This window comes from Paenibacillus sp. 2TAB23 (assembly GCF_052115165.1).
Taxonomy (GTDB): Bacteria; Bacillota; Bacilli; order Paenibacillales; family Paenibacillaceae; genus Pristimantibacillus.
This window is the reverse complement of sequence record NZ_JBFRGD010000007.1, coordinates 95,814-111,515: the sequence shown is the minus strand read 5'-3', so window position 1 is coordinate 111,515 and position 15,702 is coordinate 95,814. Positions and strand designations below refer to the sequence as shown.

16 protein-coding genes are annotated in these 15,702 nt (G+C 46.8%); 2 read left to right on the top strand and 14 right to left on the bottom strand.

The window, feature by feature from the left end; translation table 11 throughout:
* Window positions 1-47: 47 nt before the first annotated feature.
* From AB4Z29_RS12535 to AB4Z29_RS12510, 6 genes are all read right to left on the bottom strand, one after another.
* Complete coding sequence (locus AB4Z29_RS12535) at window positions 48-1,670, bottom strand: glycoside hydrolase family 5 protein (RefSeq protein ID WP_441943393.1); 1,623 nt, start codon at window positions 1,668-1,670, stop codon at window positions 48-50.
* Window positions 1,671-1,690: 20 nt separating this feature from the next.
* Complete coding sequence (locus tag AB4Z29_RS12530; RefSeq protein ID WP_441943392.1) at window positions 1,691-2,548, bottom strand: carbohydrate ABC transporter permease; 858 nt, start codon at window positions 2,546-2,548, stop codon at window positions 1,691-1,693.
* On the bottom strand, window positions 2,545-3,432 hold the full coding sequence (locus tag AB4Z29_RS12525) for a carbohydrate ABC transporter permease (RefSeq protein WP_441943391.1): 888 nt from the start codon (window positions 3,430-3,432) through the stop codon (window positions 2,545-2,547). The genes AB4Z29_RS12530 and AB4Z29_RS12525 overlap by 4 nt, the downstream gene beginning before the upstream one ends.
* A gap of 31 nt (window positions 3,433-3,463) precedes the next feature.
* The gene (locus AB4Z29_RS12520; protein WP_441943390.1) at window positions 3,464-4,735 is read right to left on the bottom strand and encodes an ABC transporter substrate-binding protein; all 1,272 of its coding nucleotides are present in this window, start codon (window positions 4,733-4,735) and stop codon (window positions 3,464-3,466) included.
* A gap of 111 nt (window positions 4,736-4,846) precedes the next feature.
* Window positions 4,847-5,929: a response regulator transcription factor gene (locus AB4Z29_RS12515; protein ID WP_441943389.1), complete on the bottom strand. Its 1,083-nt coding sequence runs from the start codon at window positions 5,927-5,929 to the stop codon at window positions 4,847-4,849.
* Window positions 5,922-7,700 carry a sensor histidine kinase gene (locus AB4Z29_RS12510; protein WP_441943388.1) on the bottom strand — a complete coding sequence of 593 codons (1,779 nt, stop codon included), beginning with the start codon at window positions 7,698-7,700 and terminating at the stop codon, window positions 5,922-5,924. Before AB4Z29_RS12510 ends, AB4Z29_RS12515 begins: the two co-directional genes overlap by 8 nt.
* A 233-nt stretch (window positions 7,701-7,933) precedes the next feature.
* Between AB4Z29_RS12510 and AB4Z29_RS12505 the strand changes: the two genes are divergently transcribed.
* Window positions 7,934-8,209: a hypothetical protein gene (locus AB4Z29_RS12505; protein WP_441943387.1), complete on the top strand. Its 276-nt coding sequence runs from the start codon at window positions 7,934-7,936 to the stop codon at window positions 8,207-8,209.
* 156 nt (window positions 8,210-8,365) lie between these two features.
* Here the strand turns inward: AB4Z29_RS12505 and AB4Z29_RS12500 are convergent, their stop codons facing one another.
* The 7 genes from AB4Z29_RS12500 to AB4Z29_RS12470 all read right to left on the bottom strand — a co-directional run bounded on the left by AB4Z29_RS12500 (window position 8,366) and on the right by AB4Z29_RS12470 (window position 13,457).
* Window positions 8,366-8,626 (bottom strand): hypothetical protein, encoded by a 261-nt coding sequence (locus AB4Z29_RS12500; RefSeq protein WP_441943386.1) that lies wholly within the window; start codon window positions 8,624-8,626, stop codon window positions 8,366-8,368.
* A 254-nt stretch (window positions 8,627-8,880) separates the two neighbouring features.
* On the bottom strand, window positions 8,881-10,032 hold the full coding sequence (locus AB4Z29_RS12495) for a TolB family protein (RefSeq protein WP_441943385.1): 1,152 nt from the start codon (window positions 10,030-10,032) through the stop codon (window positions 8,881-8,883).
* A 36-nt stretch (window positions 10,033-10,068) separates the two neighbouring features.
* Window positions 10,069-10,758, bottom strand: coding sequence for a metal-dependent hydrolase (locus tag AB4Z29_RS12490; protein WP_441943384.1), 690 nt, complete (start codon window positions 10,756-10,758; stop codon window positions 10,069-10,071).
* A gap of 75 nt (window positions 10,759-10,833) precedes the next feature.
* A complete protein-coding gene (locus AB4Z29_RS12485) occupies window positions 10,834-11,451 on the bottom strand; it encodes a cyclase family protein (protein WP_441943383.1) in 618 nt (205 codons plus the stop codon).
* Window positions 11,452-11,656: 205 nt separating this feature from the next.
* Entirely contained in the window at window positions 11,657-11,908 is a 252-nt protein-coding gene (locus AB4Z29_RS12480; protein ID WP_441943382.1) for a hypothetical protein, read from the bottom strand.
* Window positions 11,909-12,070: 162 nt separating this feature from the next.
* Window positions 12,071-12,793, bottom strand: a complete 723-nt coding sequence (locus AB4Z29_RS12475; protein WP_441943381.1) for a hypothetical protein — start codon at window positions 12,791-12,793, stop codon at window positions 12,071-12,073.
* A gap of 127 nt (window positions 12,794-12,920) precedes the next feature.
* Complete coding sequence (locus tag AB4Z29_RS12470) at window positions 12,921-13,457, bottom strand: GNAT family N-acetyltransferase (RefSeq protein WP_441943380.1); 537 nt, start codon at window positions 13,455-13,457, stop codon at window positions 12,921-12,923.
* Between the two features lie 112 nt (window positions 13,458-13,569).
* On the opposite strand from AB4Z29_RS12470, the gene AB4Z29_RS12465 reads away from it, so the two are divergent.
* Window positions 13,570-13,785, top strand: coding sequence for a small, acid-soluble spore protein, alpha/beta type (locus tag AB4Z29_RS12465; protein WP_441943379.1), 216 nt, complete (start codon window positions 13,570-13,572; stop codon window positions 13,783-13,785).
* Between the two features lie 47 nt (window positions 13,786-13,832).
* Here the strand turns inward: AB4Z29_RS12465 and AB4Z29_RS12460 are convergent, their stop codons facing one another.
* Window positions 13,833-15,650: an APC family permease gene (locus AB4Z29_RS12460; RefSeq protein WP_441943378.1), complete on the bottom strand. Its 1,818-nt coding sequence runs from the start codon at window positions 15,648-15,650 to the stop codon at window positions 13,833-13,835.
* Window positions 15,651-15,702 lie beyond the last annotated feature (52 nt).

Here is a 15,702-nt window from a genome sequence, read left to right as displayed (position 1 = left end):
TTCAATTCTTGCTATTATTTCATCTTATTATTCGATCACTATGACTGCTAAAGCTTAACGATACTCACCCTCAGAAGATCGACGGATTGCCCTTCTGCACGCAGCAATAACCGTTGGACGCCTTCCGTTTGAACAGCTGCTTGCATCTGAATAACCTGCCATTCCCCATCCCCAAGCTGCGGCGACCCGATGAAATCACCGTTTAGTGTAATCGACAGCCTTGCGCTATGATCGCCCCGAGCATCAATCTCCAAACGAAACCTTGCAGGAGAGACCAGGTTGGCATCAGGCACTAACCATTCATATTCAACCCAATCGGAGGCGGCTAACCTCACGTAAAGCAGCTCATCCGGCTGCCATGGCTCACCCTTCATATGCTGGAAATTCGGTTCGGATCTTCCGCTGTCTACAAAGCGGATATCAGTCCCATCCATACAGCGGAAACCTGTCTTGCTCTCCATTCGTTCATTAATTCCGAAGCTTTCTCCCTCGCCTCTATAGCCATAGAATATAGCTGGAATGCTGACTGGCGCTCTACGGAACAATGCATGAACCACTGCTGAATGATACGTACAGTGCTCGATAGCCAGATTATCCAAATAGGACCATAATATCCGTTCAGCAGACAGTGCATCCAGCTTACCGCCCTGCATATAGTCAATGAGCAGCTGCCAATCTTCCGGTATATTCACCGAGCATGGCGAATTGGTACAATCAAGCTTCTTCCATGTCCAAAAATTCCATGAGATCTCTTGATCCTCGTATAGGCGAAACGCACCTGTAAACCAATCGCAATTGTTCTCGCCGCCCTCCCCCATATAGATGGGCATATCGAGCTCTCTTCGTTTATCCAAATAGGGCTGTATGCTCTCCGTATCGGGGTTGTTCCAATACTTGTGAAACTGAAGCATAAGGTTAGAATCGAGCCGCTCATCAAATATCGACCAATCTGTCGCCCAGTGCGCGCCTTCCAGAATGATCATATGACGCACATCGACCTCACGAATAGCCTGAACGATATCCCGGTATAGCGGCATGATTCTCCCGTTGTATTCCGCGAACCAATTCGGAAGAGGCTCGTTTAACAGATCATAGCCCGCAACAATCCATTCATCCTTATACCGCTCCGCAAGCAGCCTCCACAATTGAATCGTCAAGCGCCTATACTGCTCATTCAAAAACAGTTCAGGCAGGTCATTCGCCGAATCATCGATATTTGTTCCCGTTTGTCCGCCAGGTGCTCCATGCAGATCCAGTACGGCATACAGCGAATACTTTCGGCACCAGCCGATAGCACGGTCAAGCAGCTCCAAGCGGCCTGGCTTCAGTTGGAGCTCTTCGCCCTCCTCGATCAGAAATCTCGCATTGATTGGGATTCGAACGGAATTAAACCCCTCAGAGGCTATCTGTGCCATATCTGCTTCCGAGATATAACGGTCGTAATAAAGCTCCCAGAATTCAGCCGCTTTCCGGCTGCCTATTAGCTCTTCTATCACCCGCTCGATGCGTCTAGGCCGGTCACCTGCATCGGGAAACCTCCACATGTACCCCTCTGGCAGCAGCCAGCTCCCTAATCCGACGCCGCGCAGCACGATTTCCATGCCGTCCCCGTTGACGATTTTTTGACCGGACGCCCTCAGAAATCCGCTCACTTCTTGATGCTTTTTCAACTAAGTCCACCCTTTCTGCGTTAACCTTTAATCGCACCCTCCGCTATGCCGCTCAATATATACTTCTGGAGCACCAGATAGACAGCCAATATCGGCAGCATGGTTAGAACCAAAGAAGCTAGAATCGCTGACCAATCATTATTGTACTCGCCGAACAGCATATTCGTAGATATCAGCAAGGTATAATAGTCCGAGTTCGTCAGCATCAGCAGCGGTAGCAGAAAGTCATTCCACATCCACAGCGCATTCAGAATCGCAACCGTTGCCGTGATAGGCAGCAGCAATGGGAAAATAATCGTGGCATACAGCCTCAGCTCTCCGCAGCCGTCCATGACAGCCGCTTCATCCAGATCCCTAGGAATCGATTTTACGAACCCATGATACAGGAAAATCGCAAGCGCTACGCCAAGTCCGATGTAGATGAAGCCGAGTCCATAAGTCGTGCCTTGCACTTTAAGCTCCTTGGCGATCTTCACAAGCGTAATGAGGATCGAATGAAACGGAATCAAGGAGGATAAAACAAACAGACTGAATAGAAAACGGCTGAGCTTGCCAGGCGTTCGCGACATTTTGTAACCGGCCATCGAGGCGAATACGACAATGCCGGTAACGCCGATCAGCGTCACGACAACCGTATTAACGAAGCTGCGCATGAAATCTATCTTCTCGTAAGCATCTGCATAGTTGGCGAATGTGACGGATGAAGGCCATGCAAGCACCTGATTCAGCATTTCGCCGTCTGATTTCAACGAATTCAGAACGGCCATATATATTGGAAATAAAGTGATGATGGCCGCAGCTAGAAGGAAGAGAAGGATAAAGGTATGACCTGCGCTGCTTCCCATCGTTGAACGGATCAACCTGCGCGGAGCCTTCATGCTTCCACCTCCCGCTTCTTCATGACCCACAGCTGAATAATGGTCAGAATCAATACAATGACGAATAAAATGATCGCTTTGGCGCTCGCATATCCATATCTCTGGTTGAAGCGAAAGGCTTCATCGACAATGTTGAGGGCAATCACCTGAGTAGACCTGCCCGGACCACCGCCTGTAAGCGCATATACAGCGTCGAACACTTTAAATGAGGTGCTCAGTGTCAGAAAAATACCAATCGTAATAGCCGGATAGATCATAGGCAGCGTTACATACCGAAAGGCTTGCAAGCTGCTCGCCCCGTCAATGGCAGCCGCCTCGCGCAGCGAAGCCGGAACGCCTTGGAGCGCGGCTATATAAATAACCATCTGATAACCGACGCCGCCCCATAGCGATAGAATAATAATCGAATAAAAGGAGTACGCGGGGTCGCCGATCCAAGATTGATCCAGCAGCTGTATACCCGTCTGTTCAGCTAGTATCGGAAGCACCTTCGTAAATATAAATACCCACATAAAACCGCCAATAATGAGACTTAGCATATTGGGCATGAAAAAAATAGTCCGGAACAGTACCTTGCTCCGCTTTCTTGATTCGATGAATACTGCAAGCGTTAACGCGATCGCATTCTGCAGGATTACCATAAAAATCACATACTTGAACGTGAAACCTACTGACTTTATGAAGCTCGGATCATTCGTCAGCGCTTCGGCATAATTGGCGAATCCGACCATCTCGTAGGTGGGATTCAATCCGTTCCAATTCGTCAAGCTGTACCACACGCCGCCGAAAGCGGGAGCAATCGTGAATACTGCATAGAACAGCAGAGCCGGAAGCACGAAAGCCAGAAGAATGACCGTTTGTTTATTTTTCCTGATTGTACTCATCCTCGTCGCTCCAATCGGTCCGCGGCCTTCATTATTGCGCGCTTTTGATGGCGGTAGCCCATGCTTTGTCCATGCTGCTAATAAACTGCTCCTTATTCACTTCTTTGGCAAAATAGCTCTGCAGCAGCTTCGCTTGCTCGTCTGTTACTCCGTTTGGCAGCTTTAAATCTTGATAGGCTTTGCCTTTGGCTACGTATTCTGACGCTTCGTTAACCCAAGGGAATACCTCATATTGATGCACGCTGGATACCGGATTGAATTTCAATTCTTGGAACAACGCGGACGAATCTTTTGCGTCATAGAAATAGTTCAGCAGATCAAGCGCGACTTCTTTGTTTTTGCTCGTTTTGGAAACGGCCAATGTGGTAGAGGTGGACAAATTAATCATCGTTCCCGCAGCATTATTGCTGACTGGCAGCGGGGCAACGCCAAATTCCATATTAGGATTGACCTTCAGAATCGTTTCTGCGTTCCATGGCCCTTGCACCCACATCGCTGCTTTTCCATTTGCGAACTCGGTTGAACCTGCTTCGTTGCCGACCTCAAATGGCTTGGCCGTACCGTTCTCCATAATAAGGTCGATAATGTTGAAAATATCCGATACGTCCGCATATGACGCTTCGCCTTTGTTCATCTTCTCGATCCAATCCTGATGCTCTGACGATACGAGTCCGCCCAAGGACAATGCCGTCATCAGCTGCGGTACCCACGACTCCTGAAAAGCGAGCAGGAAGGGTTTTTTATCGGCTTCGTTCAGCTTCTTTACGACTTCTTTCATCTCATCGAGCGTTTGCGGAGGCGTCAAACCAAGCTCATTAAATATTTCTTTGTTGTATAGATAGCCCCATGACAAGCTCTCAAGCGGAAGCGCAATGATACGCCCCTCATTCATGACTGTGTTCTTTACCGTCTCATACAATGTCTCGGTAGCTGGCTGACCGGTTAAATCCTCTAAATAACCCGCTTTGTCATACGTGTTCAGATCATTGGCATGAACGTCGAATATATCGGGTGCATCGTTCGAAGCAAGTCTTGCCTGCAGCACTTGCTTCGCCTGATCGGGATTCGGCATCTCCAGATCAATGGTGACGTCTATATTTTTCTCCGCCAGCTCCTTTGCCTTAAACTGCTCGAAATACTTCTCGAATTGGTCCTTGAATCTCGGTGAACCAATCTGAACTTTTAATTCCACCTTCTGCGCAGCTTTTCCGCCGTTGCCGCCGTCCGTTTCCTCCGAACCGCATGCCGAAAGCGACATCGCAAGAATAGCGCTTGCCAATCCCAGAACCAGCTTTTTCTTCATTCTCAAATCCCCCTAATTGATTCGGTTAGTTGCTTCTTCAGTATAGGCAGGCGAGAGGCTTGAAGCATTACAGCCGATTAGCAGCTTTTATTGCATAATATTGATAGCGCTTTATTCCAGCTTGCTGTTCTTCGCCTGGCCCGGCGTCATGCCGAAATGCTTCTTGAAGACACGGTGGAAATACGGAAGCTCCGTATATCCGCTAAGCAGCGCCGCTTCTTTAATCGAGACATGCGGCAGCAGCAAGAGATTCCTTGCATGATCCATTCGTTTGCCAATGATATAATCGGTAATCGTTTCATCTCGTGCAGCTTTAAAGGATCTGCTTAGATGTTCTTTGCTGACATAAAATTGCTGGGCAACGCTTTCAAGCGATATCGGGTCTATAAAATGTTTGTCCAAATAGGCTTTCACCTCTCCGATGAGGAGATTTCCTCTCTTTTTCAAAGTCGCTTCGATTCGTTCAATAGCCGCGCTGTATTGGAATCCGATGACTTCTATCCGATCGCTGAGGTTCGTAAGCAGCCGCATAGAATCAGAGCTTAGAATCTGTTCACCCAAATTGTATTCCCCTAAAAACTGCTCCAACAAGGCTGCATAGTCTTCATAGAGCCGCTCAAGCTGCTTGTGACTAAGCCCCTCGGGAAATGTTTCTGCTAATAACTGTTCCAATTTCCCTAGGTTCTGCAGTACTGCCGGCTTGTTCAGCTCAAACAACGCTGCTAGAGTCCGCTGCTTTAGCGATAGATAGCGATCCGACAGCGCCCTGCTTGGAAACGGCAATGGAACGGTGCGTGCCTTCTCATCCGCAACAGATACTGCTTCCAGTTCTGCAGCGCATTTGCGCAGCGCGGCAATCAGCTCATCCGGATCGACAGGCTTGAGCAAATATTCGACAGCCCGTGAGCGAATCGCTTGCTTCATATAGGCAAAATCATCATAGCCGCTCATCACGATAATTTTCACCTGTGGGAATTGCTCGTTCATTTGCTGCAGCAGCTCCACTCCGTCAACACCAGGCATCCTCATATCCGTTACAACGATGTGCGGGGAAAGCTCCACAATAGACCGCAGCCCCGATTTGCCATCCTCAGCTTCGCCTACAACCGTCATATTCAAAACGTCCCATTGCCCAAGAGCCTTTATTACTTCCCGCGACCAAGGCTCGTCATCAATAATAAGCACTTTATGCATAAGCATGTTCCCTCCTTTGCACGGGCAGCTTGATCGCAATGATCGTTCCTTCGTGAAGGCGGCTGAACATACGCAGGCTCGCGCCTTCACCATAATGCAGCCTCAGTCTTGCGTTAACATTCATCAGACCGATGCCTTTGTGGCTCCTCGGTTTCCCTTTGACGTCCTCTCGAGACTCCTCCCTCATGGCGATGCCATCGCTGAGTCTTTCTCTAAGCAATGCTAGACGCGCCCTATCCATGCCCACTCCATTATCCTTAATCAATATCACGCAAGCATCCTGCCTTACTTTAACGCGGATTTGAATGTCCCAGCTTCCCTCCTTAGGCTGAAGCCCATGCTCAAACGCATTTTCCACGATGGGCTGTAGAGTAAACCTCGGCAGCTGTATGCCAGCCACTGCACCTTCATATTCCATGCTGACGGTGCAGCGCCCTGCGAAGCGCTGCTCTTGAATGAACAAGTAATTGCGTATATGCTTCAGCTCATCATCCAATGCCGCAGCATCATTCCCGGAGCTTATGGCGTAACGAAGCAAGTCGCCAATGACATTTGTCAGCTTGTAGATTTCGGGCGCTCCCTTTACAAGCGCCATACCGCCAATGAGATTCAACGTATTATTCAGGAAATGCGGATTAATCTGGGCTTGAAGCGCCATGAGCTGCGCATTCTTCACTTCGATTTCTTTGCGGTATTCATTGTCAATAAGCTCCTTCATCCGCTGCATCATGGAATTGTAGCCTCTTTCAAGCAACCCGATTTCATCAATGCTTTGCACAGAAGTCAACTCGAATTGCTGGATGTGCGCCATTCGCATCGTTCTAGCCAAACGGACGATAGGCCTAGTGATTCGCAACGAGACCATGACCGAAAGTATGATGGAAGCCAGCGCGAACAGCAAACCCGTAACGATGCCCGCCCGAACCGTATTGTTAGCGCTCTCAGTAATGGCCGTGATAGGCAGCGCTTTGATCAAGACAAGCTCTCCGTCGTCCACTCGCTTAATAAAGATATAATGGCTATCCGTCTTTTGGATTTCCAGCTCCTTATTCTGCCTTTCTCCCTGGCCAATCAGCTCAGTAAAGGATGGCATGCCATGCAGCGGAGCTGCGCCAGAGAGCTGTTCCCCTTCGTCATTAATCAGGAAAACCGAGCTGTTCGTTTCTGATTCAAGTATGGCTCCGACACTCTTCCATACTTCCTCATTGATCCGGACTGACAGCCCCCCAAGCAACTCGCGATCTGAGAATCGGTTCATGCTGTGGAATGCATAGATGCCGTTGCCAGATTCCTTGAAATACATATTGATTGGCGTGTTCAGCATTCTGCTCCAGCTACCCGTCCGAATATCGAGTGAATAGCTGAGGCCGCTGCTCTCATTATTGACGGCATACACCTTCTGGCTCTCGTGCGAGTAAAGTGCCAGCTCGTCGATTTTTTTGGAATTGGCGTAATAAGCCTTGATTAGCGTGTCCTGCATGTATTTCTGCGTGCGGAACTGTTCGGAACCGGTTTGGCTGTCCAATACACTCACGCCATCGAGCAGCGGCTGATTAACTTGCAGGGAATAAAACAATACATCAATCTGCCGAATCACCTCATCCAAATATTGATCCGCTGACAGCATTCGTGAGCGGTTAGCCTCAAGCATCTCTTTCTCCACCGAGCTTCGGGTATTGTTCATCGCGATCCACGTGACCGTCAGCACCGGCAGTGTCGTCAAGCATATCATCAACACCATAAGCCTATAACGAATGCTGGCTCGCTTCATTTTCTAATCCCCCTTGCTGAATGCTTACGCATGCCTTGCCTCTATAAGTGTACCAAATCAACGCCTGCTTTCATTGTCTTTTATTAGCGATCAGCATTGCACTTTATTGATATACACCATTGTCCCCCCCTAATTGTCTTCGCACGTCATATGTCTCGCAAGGCTCTAGCACAAGCATTGTATAAGGTAGTTTCATATTGTATAGAAGACTACTAGAAGAGGAGCTGAACAACATGTCTTGCCAACCTTTTTGCCCAACAGTACGGGTGTACGATCCTCCTGTTACCGTCGTTAATGACGTTTTCCACCCGCAAATCGTAGAGGTCGTCCATCAAATCAACGTCGTAAATCGCCATCATTGCGTACCTTGCGAGAAGCACCTTTATCAGTACTGCTATCAGGATGAAGTCGCTTCCGAACAGGACAGCAACAACTCTAACCGTTCCCATAAACGTCATAAAAGCGGTAAATCTTATATATCCAAATCTAAAAAGAAAAAAATGAAATAACGGATTTACGAACGTTCAAAAAGAGAGGTTGCCTTTTCGAAGGCACCTCTCTTTTATTTGCCGCTTTTGCCTATACATATCCGTTCGTACATAACGAAAAAAGCAAAAAAAAAGACCTTTTCGGTCTCTTTCTTTGAAACTGCCTATGAAAATTAATCAATAAAACGATTCCTTGCGGTATTCCGTAAAATGAAATAAGCCCGTTCGATGATTGGAATCTCTTACCTTCTCGATTATTTCGCACAAGCTAACCATCGAGTCAGCATCTCTCGTCGACGAGGCGATCTGATATAGGGTGTTAAAGCTGCCCAAAGCATTTTCTTTGTTTACTGCCCCCGTTTTCAGATTCATTAATACGCGCTCAATTTCGCTGTTAATGAACCACACAATTCTTTTTCTAAGATTTGAATTATTCATGAGCAACCCTCCGCTGTCAATGAAATAGTACCTGTTTAGTATAGCCCTGACCCTGCCAAAACGTTGTCGAAGCGCGAAGTCGAAACACACTTATTTACCAACAAAAAGCCCGTTCCTTCACGCACATTGCGTAAGGGAAAAGGCTTCTTCCATAAAATATTCTGAGTCGATAGATTCAATTCGGCAGTGGATCATGAGGACATCTGTCGGATATTCCGTATTTCATATTTTTTTCGACAAAACGGTTGCTACACTTAAATCCGGTAGCTGACAAAGGCTAAATATCGGCTGTCTGGAGACCACGAGTTAACATTAATGGTCCCTTGACCTCCAAAAAGCTTCACCAATGTTCTCTCTTCACCGCCGTTGACCGGCATGATTCGGATTTCAACCTCTTTGTTAGCGGGATGGTCATTCGGTGCAACATCCCCTTTCCGATAGGTCAAAAACGCGACAGAAAGCCCGTCAGGAGAAACATGAGGGAACCAATTGTTGCTCTCATCGAAAGTCATTTGCGTCTGATCGCTGCCATCCGTATTCATCCGCCACACCTGCATGAAACCGGTTCTTGTAGAATTGAACCATATATGGCGTCCATCTGGCGAATATTCAGGTCCATCATCAAGGCCAAGCGTATCCGTTAACCGTGTCTCCGTACCTCCAACAGCTGGAATCGTATAGATATTATAATCACCGCTTCGTTCTGCACAATAAGACAGCGTCTTTCCATCTGGCGACCAACCATGCAGATAGCTAGGAGCAAGTGCCGTTAGCAATTCAGGATGACCGCCTTCAATCGGAATGATATAAATGCGGGAACGCCCGTCCTCCTGCGTATGATGGCTAATCGCCAGCTTCGTTCCATCCGGAGAGAGTACATGATCATTATTGCAATGGGTGGCATAGCCTGAATCGATGCGTGCACTCTCCAGCGTCTCAAGCTCAAATCGATACAGCTGACCTTTGCTGTTGTAAATCAAATATTTATGATCCGGCGTCCAATTCGGCGCCTCGATTAAATAATCGAACTCTGCCAGCGTTTTACGCTCACCTGTTTGTGTATCGACGATTTCCAATATGCTGTATAACGGTTGCTTTTCCAATGAATTGACCCCCGGTTTCTGCTTGTCCATTCCAGCATCTTCCTTTCTGCCCTGATCATGCGAATCATGCTCTATTCTTTTTTTATTCTCGTTATAACGCATAATGGCTACCGGAAGATTGCCAAGTCCCATTAACAACGTTCCAAATAGAGGTGAAAGCTGATAAAAGGTCGGCTTTTGTATGCCATTTCCGACTGGACCTGTTTTGGGCTGACTAACGTCCCAATAGATATATGCGATAAAAAAAAGCGGCATAACGATACAGAATACACTTGTCACGATATAAGTGACATATTTATTCATATGATCTCTCCAATGCCCAGTGTCCTCTGTGCAAGCTTATACCGTTGCTGTTTCACCTGGCTTTAGTACCAATCCCTTTATTCCTTTACTTTCCAGAAGCTGGACATAATGCTCTGCCTCTTGCTGGATAACCGGGAAGGTGTTGTAGTGCATAGGAATGACGAGCGTAGCATTAAACCATTCAGCAGCCTGCAGCGCATCTTCAATACCCATCGTGTAATGATCGCCAATAGGTATAAATGCAATGTCAATCGCATGTCTTTCGCCGATCATTTTCATATCGCTGAACAGTGCGGTATCACCCGCGTGGAGAACAGTTAAGCCCGCCATATTGACGATATAGCCCGCAGGCATGCCTCCGTAAATAATCGTTTTCTCATCGGATAATACGATCCCTGAGGAATGAAACGCTTGCACCATTTTCGCCTTGGCAAATCCAAGATCTACCGTCCCGCCGATATTCATATCGATTGTTTTTACGCCTTTCCAGGACATATAAGCGGCAAGCTCGGCAATCGCAACTACGGGCGCATCATTGCTTTTGGCGATAAGATCTGCATCCAATATATGATCCATATGTGCGTGCGTCAGAAGTATAGCATCTGTCTTGATCTCCTCTGGCTTGGTCACAGCAAGCGGATTGCCTCTCAAAAAGGGATCGATCACAAGCGATTTGTCTCCATCTACCATTTGAATACAAGAATGTCCATGATAAATCAATTCCATTGTACGCTCAGCCTCCGTTTGCGATATGGTCTATCCGATATTTACATGCATCATATGAAATGTCTTAGTCGAAACTTAAAGCCGTACAATTGCAATAACGCGGGCTACGGAAGAATCTGCTTGAATTCGCAGAGGAAGCGCAATAACCTCAAAGGCTCTTACGCCAATTAATCGGTCTACATGAGCTAGGTTTTCAATGATCGGAATTTGACTGCTGAATAAGGCCTGATGGCATTCGTATGGAAGCTTGTCTGGTGAAGGCGTATCCAATCCGAGCATTTTTACTTTTTTGCGAATGAGCAGATCAACAAACGCTAAGGACAATGTCGGATAGTCCTCAAAATAGGCAGGCTGGCCATAAAGCTTGCCATGCCCCGTGTGCACAAGCACGATATGCCCCTCCTGAATGAGGGCTTCGTACTCTTCCTTGTACTCGACAAGGTCAGTACCATTCGTATCAATCAAAGTACCTTCCCCAACAAATGTGGTGATCGGAATGTCACTTATGTACTGCTGCACATCCAGTAAGTGCATAGGTCCATCGATATGGGTGCCTGCATGCATATTGATGGACAATTGATGATTGTTGAAGCCGTCCACGCCGAATTGCTGTGTATGGATGATGCTCGTTTCGTCATCTCCAGGGTATACAGGCATTCCGGTCATTACCTTATGGGTTAAATCAATAACCAAACTGCCGCAGCTCCTTTCTGCATTGCTCATTCAACACTGCTTTCTTTGCGTTCCGATCTTACATAAAAACTATAACATATCTGTACTTATAGAAAAACAAGGAGCGGCGCAAGGATAAATGGACATTACCTGTATGTGCTAGAGGCGCGGATAGGAGACAATTGAGGAGTTTATCAGATAAACTGCGGAGATGCTTTCTTCGCCTTTAGAGCGCTTGCCGCAATAAGGAGGCTTTAGTGGAAAGTGAAGTTTGGATCACCTTGCGTTTCATTAGCTGCATGCGATGCCCGCACTCGTGCGTGAAAAACGCTTCATCATAAAGGAGTTCTGCCAGCGCGCTGGACGCGGCCTGAGAGGCGAGATCCTCGTCTTCGAGCAAGTAATATGCGACTTGATAGGCATAGTGTTCATGCTGCTTCAAAACCGCAGCCCTCTGCATCATCACGCTTCTTGTCATCGTGTCCAATCCCTCCCTGCAGCCCATAGTCGTCTCTTTAGCTCAACTATACACAAGACGGCAGCGCTCACCTAGTACCATATTTCTATGGTACCAGGCAGCGTCGGGAATGAAAAAACGGCAAGCATTGGAATGTCCAAGCTTGCCGTTTAACCTTGCCGCTTAAGCTAAAGGAACACGCTTAGACAAAGCTTCAAACTTCACTAAGTGCGGGTTGATCTGCGCTTGAAGATTTTTCAGATACGCAAGCGTTGCTTTGTTCTGCTTAATTAATGAAGGATTTTCGTTAAAAGCAATGGAGTAATGCTTCATAACGTTCCCCTTTTTGTACTGGATCAAAGGGAATTTCCCCGTTTTCCAAGCGTCCTTCATATTAACGTTCGTGCCTGTAATTTGCAGGTTCATCTTTGCATCTTTGTAGTTGTAGCTGTAAATAGGATCAGCCTTCTTATGTGCAACGGAGTAGCCAGCAGCAAAAATATCATTGGCAAATGTACCGAACTGGATTTTATGATATTCAACCACGCCCAAATAATCGGTAATTTTCGTATTTAAAGAACCATTACCTACTTTAATATCGTTTTTCCACTCACCATTATATGTAATAACAATATCTTTGCTATCTTCCTTGTACTTGTTCACATACGTACCCGTGCCGGTACGTTTGCCGTTAACCCAATCACCGGAATACGATTTCGTGGAATACCATGTCATTGTACCTTTACCGTGCGGTTGCCCATCTTTTACTTGACCGTAATAATTTTCGTATTTGGAAATTTGCAAAAACTCTTTTTGGGCGCCAGCTTCAACCTTTGAAGCAACTCCACCTACCGTTAACACAAATACCAATGCAAAGCTGAGCAACATCATGACCGTTTTTTTCATTGACCATCACTTCCCCTTATCTAGTTATATAGTATCATTCTATTAGGATAATAAACACGGTATGCAATTTCGAAACAGGCTTAAAAACATATTTAGGGTTTTATTTCATTTGTATATGCTTCGTCAGTTATACATCCTCCGTTGTTATGGCATACAATGCGTGGTCTTCCCATTCGCCGTTGATCTTCAAGTAGCGTTTGGCCAGCCCTTCATGCCGGAAACCAGCTTTCTCCAGAACGCGGACAGACGCCAGATTTCGCGGCATTACGCCTGCTTGGATACGGTGAAGGCCTATTTCCGAGAATGCATACTCAAGCACTAATCCAATTGCTTCCGTCATATATCCCTTTCCGTTATGCACCTCATCCATGAAGTAACCTAGACTGGCATTCTGAAAGGGTCCGCGGGCAACGCCGGAAAGCTCGATTCTCCCCATTAACGACTCTGATTGTTTTTCAAATACACCAAACACATAATTACGGTCTTCTTCTGCTCCCTGGATGCCAGCTTGGATAATTCGCCGCTGCTCTTCCAGCGTGAAATATTCATCCGGTCGGATCGGCTCGAAGGGCTTAAAAAAATAAAAGTTCCGCTGTCTTATTGCATGTAATTGTTCCGAATCCTTGTCAGCCATCAGCCGAATATAAACTCGGTTACCGTTCATTAATTTGATCTCCTCCGTGTTTTAAATTATTTTGAAAATTCTGTTCTCTTTTCTGTATAGATTTACAAAACTCACACATAATAACCTCACATCCCATGAAGGAGTGATTGAAATGAGCAGAAGAAATTCGAATACATTAGTTGTACCGCAAGCAAGAGGCGCGATTGAGCGATTGAAAACAGAAGCCGCACAGCAACTTGGCGTAGCCTTCTCACAAGACGGTTACAATGGCAATCTGTCCACACGCGATGCAGGTTCAATCGGTGGTTATATTACGAAAAAGCTTGTTCAAATTGCGGAGCAGCAACTAGGCCAACGCAATTTCTAAAGCAGCCTTCGAAAAGCCCTCCGAGCTGGAGGGCTTTTCTTCTGCGCTTACTTCCTTAAATGGTAAGGTACCGTTGCGATAACGACATCTTTTTGCGCGTACAGATAGGCACGCAGCATCAAGCTCGTTTGGTTGTGCAAGAAGTAGTGCCACCAATGCTTTGTAATAAACTGCGGGATAAGAACCGTAATATGATCCGTTTCGGAAGTTTTCCACTCAATCGTATCAATAAACCTCATGAGCGGCCGAATGATGCTACGATAGCTCGAACGGAGTACGATGAGCCGCACTCCAGGATTCCACTCCTCCCATTTTTTCTCCATCCGCTCAATATCCTCGTCGTCGAACCCGACATAGACAGCGACTACGTTGTCCGTCAATGACTTCGCATAGCTAAGTGAATGATTGACGACGCGAGTGATTCCAGCGATCGGCACAACAATCGTGCTCCCTTTGATAACAGGCTTATCTTCGTTCATGTTGATCCGCAGCTCATTCGCCATATTCATGTAATGACGATGAATGCCATAAAACAACATAATAACCAGCGGAAGGAAAATAAAGACCATCCATACATGGCTGAACTTCGTAAATATAAAAATAAGCGTAATCGCAAGCGTGGTGAGCATGCCGATCGTGTTTATGATAAGACGCGTCTTCCAGCCAGAAGGTTTCAGCTTAAACCAACGCACCATCATTCCAAGCTGAGAAAGCGTGAAAGGAATAAATACACCAACCGCGTATAATGGGATTAAATTTTCTGTGTTGCCATGGAAGGCGATAACAAGCAATGCGGATAATACGCCCAATATTATGATTCCGTTCGAGAACCCAAGCCGGTCGCCGCGTGCCATAAACATATTCGGCATGTATTTATCCTTCGCCAGCATGAAAGAAAGCAGCGGGAAAGCAGCATAGGCTGTATTCGCAGCCAGAAATAGAATGAGTGCTGTTACTCCCTGAATGATATAGTAGATCACGCCTCTTCCGAATGTTGCGTTCGCGATTTGCGATACAACTGTTTCTTTCTCATTCGGCATAATGCCGTACCAATAGGCCAGCAAGCTAATGCCGATGAACATCGCACCTAGAATCGTTCCCATCATGATCAGCGTCTTTGCTGCATTGCGTTCGGCAGGCTGTTTGAAGTTCGGTATCGCGTTAGACATAGCCTCCACGCCTGTTAATGCAGAACAGCCTGAGCTGAAAGCTTTCAATAATAAAAACAAGCTTATGTTCGATACCGTAGCGCCAAGCTCTGGGACGGCTGTATGTGCGCCGCCTGCCATAAACTTAACAACGCCTGAAATGATAAGGATAAAGATGGCAATAACAAACAGATACACCGGCATGGCAAGTACGGAGGCCGACTCTGTAATTCCCCTGAGATTAATGATCGTCAGTAAAACAATCATGACTAATGCGATGGCAACCCGATGGTCATGCAGCGACGGAAAAGCAGAAGTGATCGCGTCCGTTCCCGCAGACGTGCTGACCGCAACCGTCAGTATATAATCCACGAGGAGCGAGCCCCCTGCCAGCAAGCCCGTAGAAACTCCGAGATTATCCTTAGCAACGATATATGCCCCTCCGCCGGCTGGGTAAGAGAATATCGTTTGCCGGTACGATAAAATAAGCACTAGCAATAGTCCCAATACAGCTATTGATATAGGAATCGAATACCATACTGCCGCAAATCCGGCAACCATGAGTACGAGCAGTATTTGCTCTGTTCCATATGCAACAGATGATAGTGCATCGGAAGAAAGGACCGCGAGCGCCTTCAGCTTGCTAAGCTTTTCCCCTTCGATCTCCGAGCTTTTCATCGGACGCCCGATCAGAATCCGTTTGAACCTGCTAACCATGTTGACTCCCCATTCCTTAACCATAGGTGTTAATAACTTGCTTCCTTGTTTA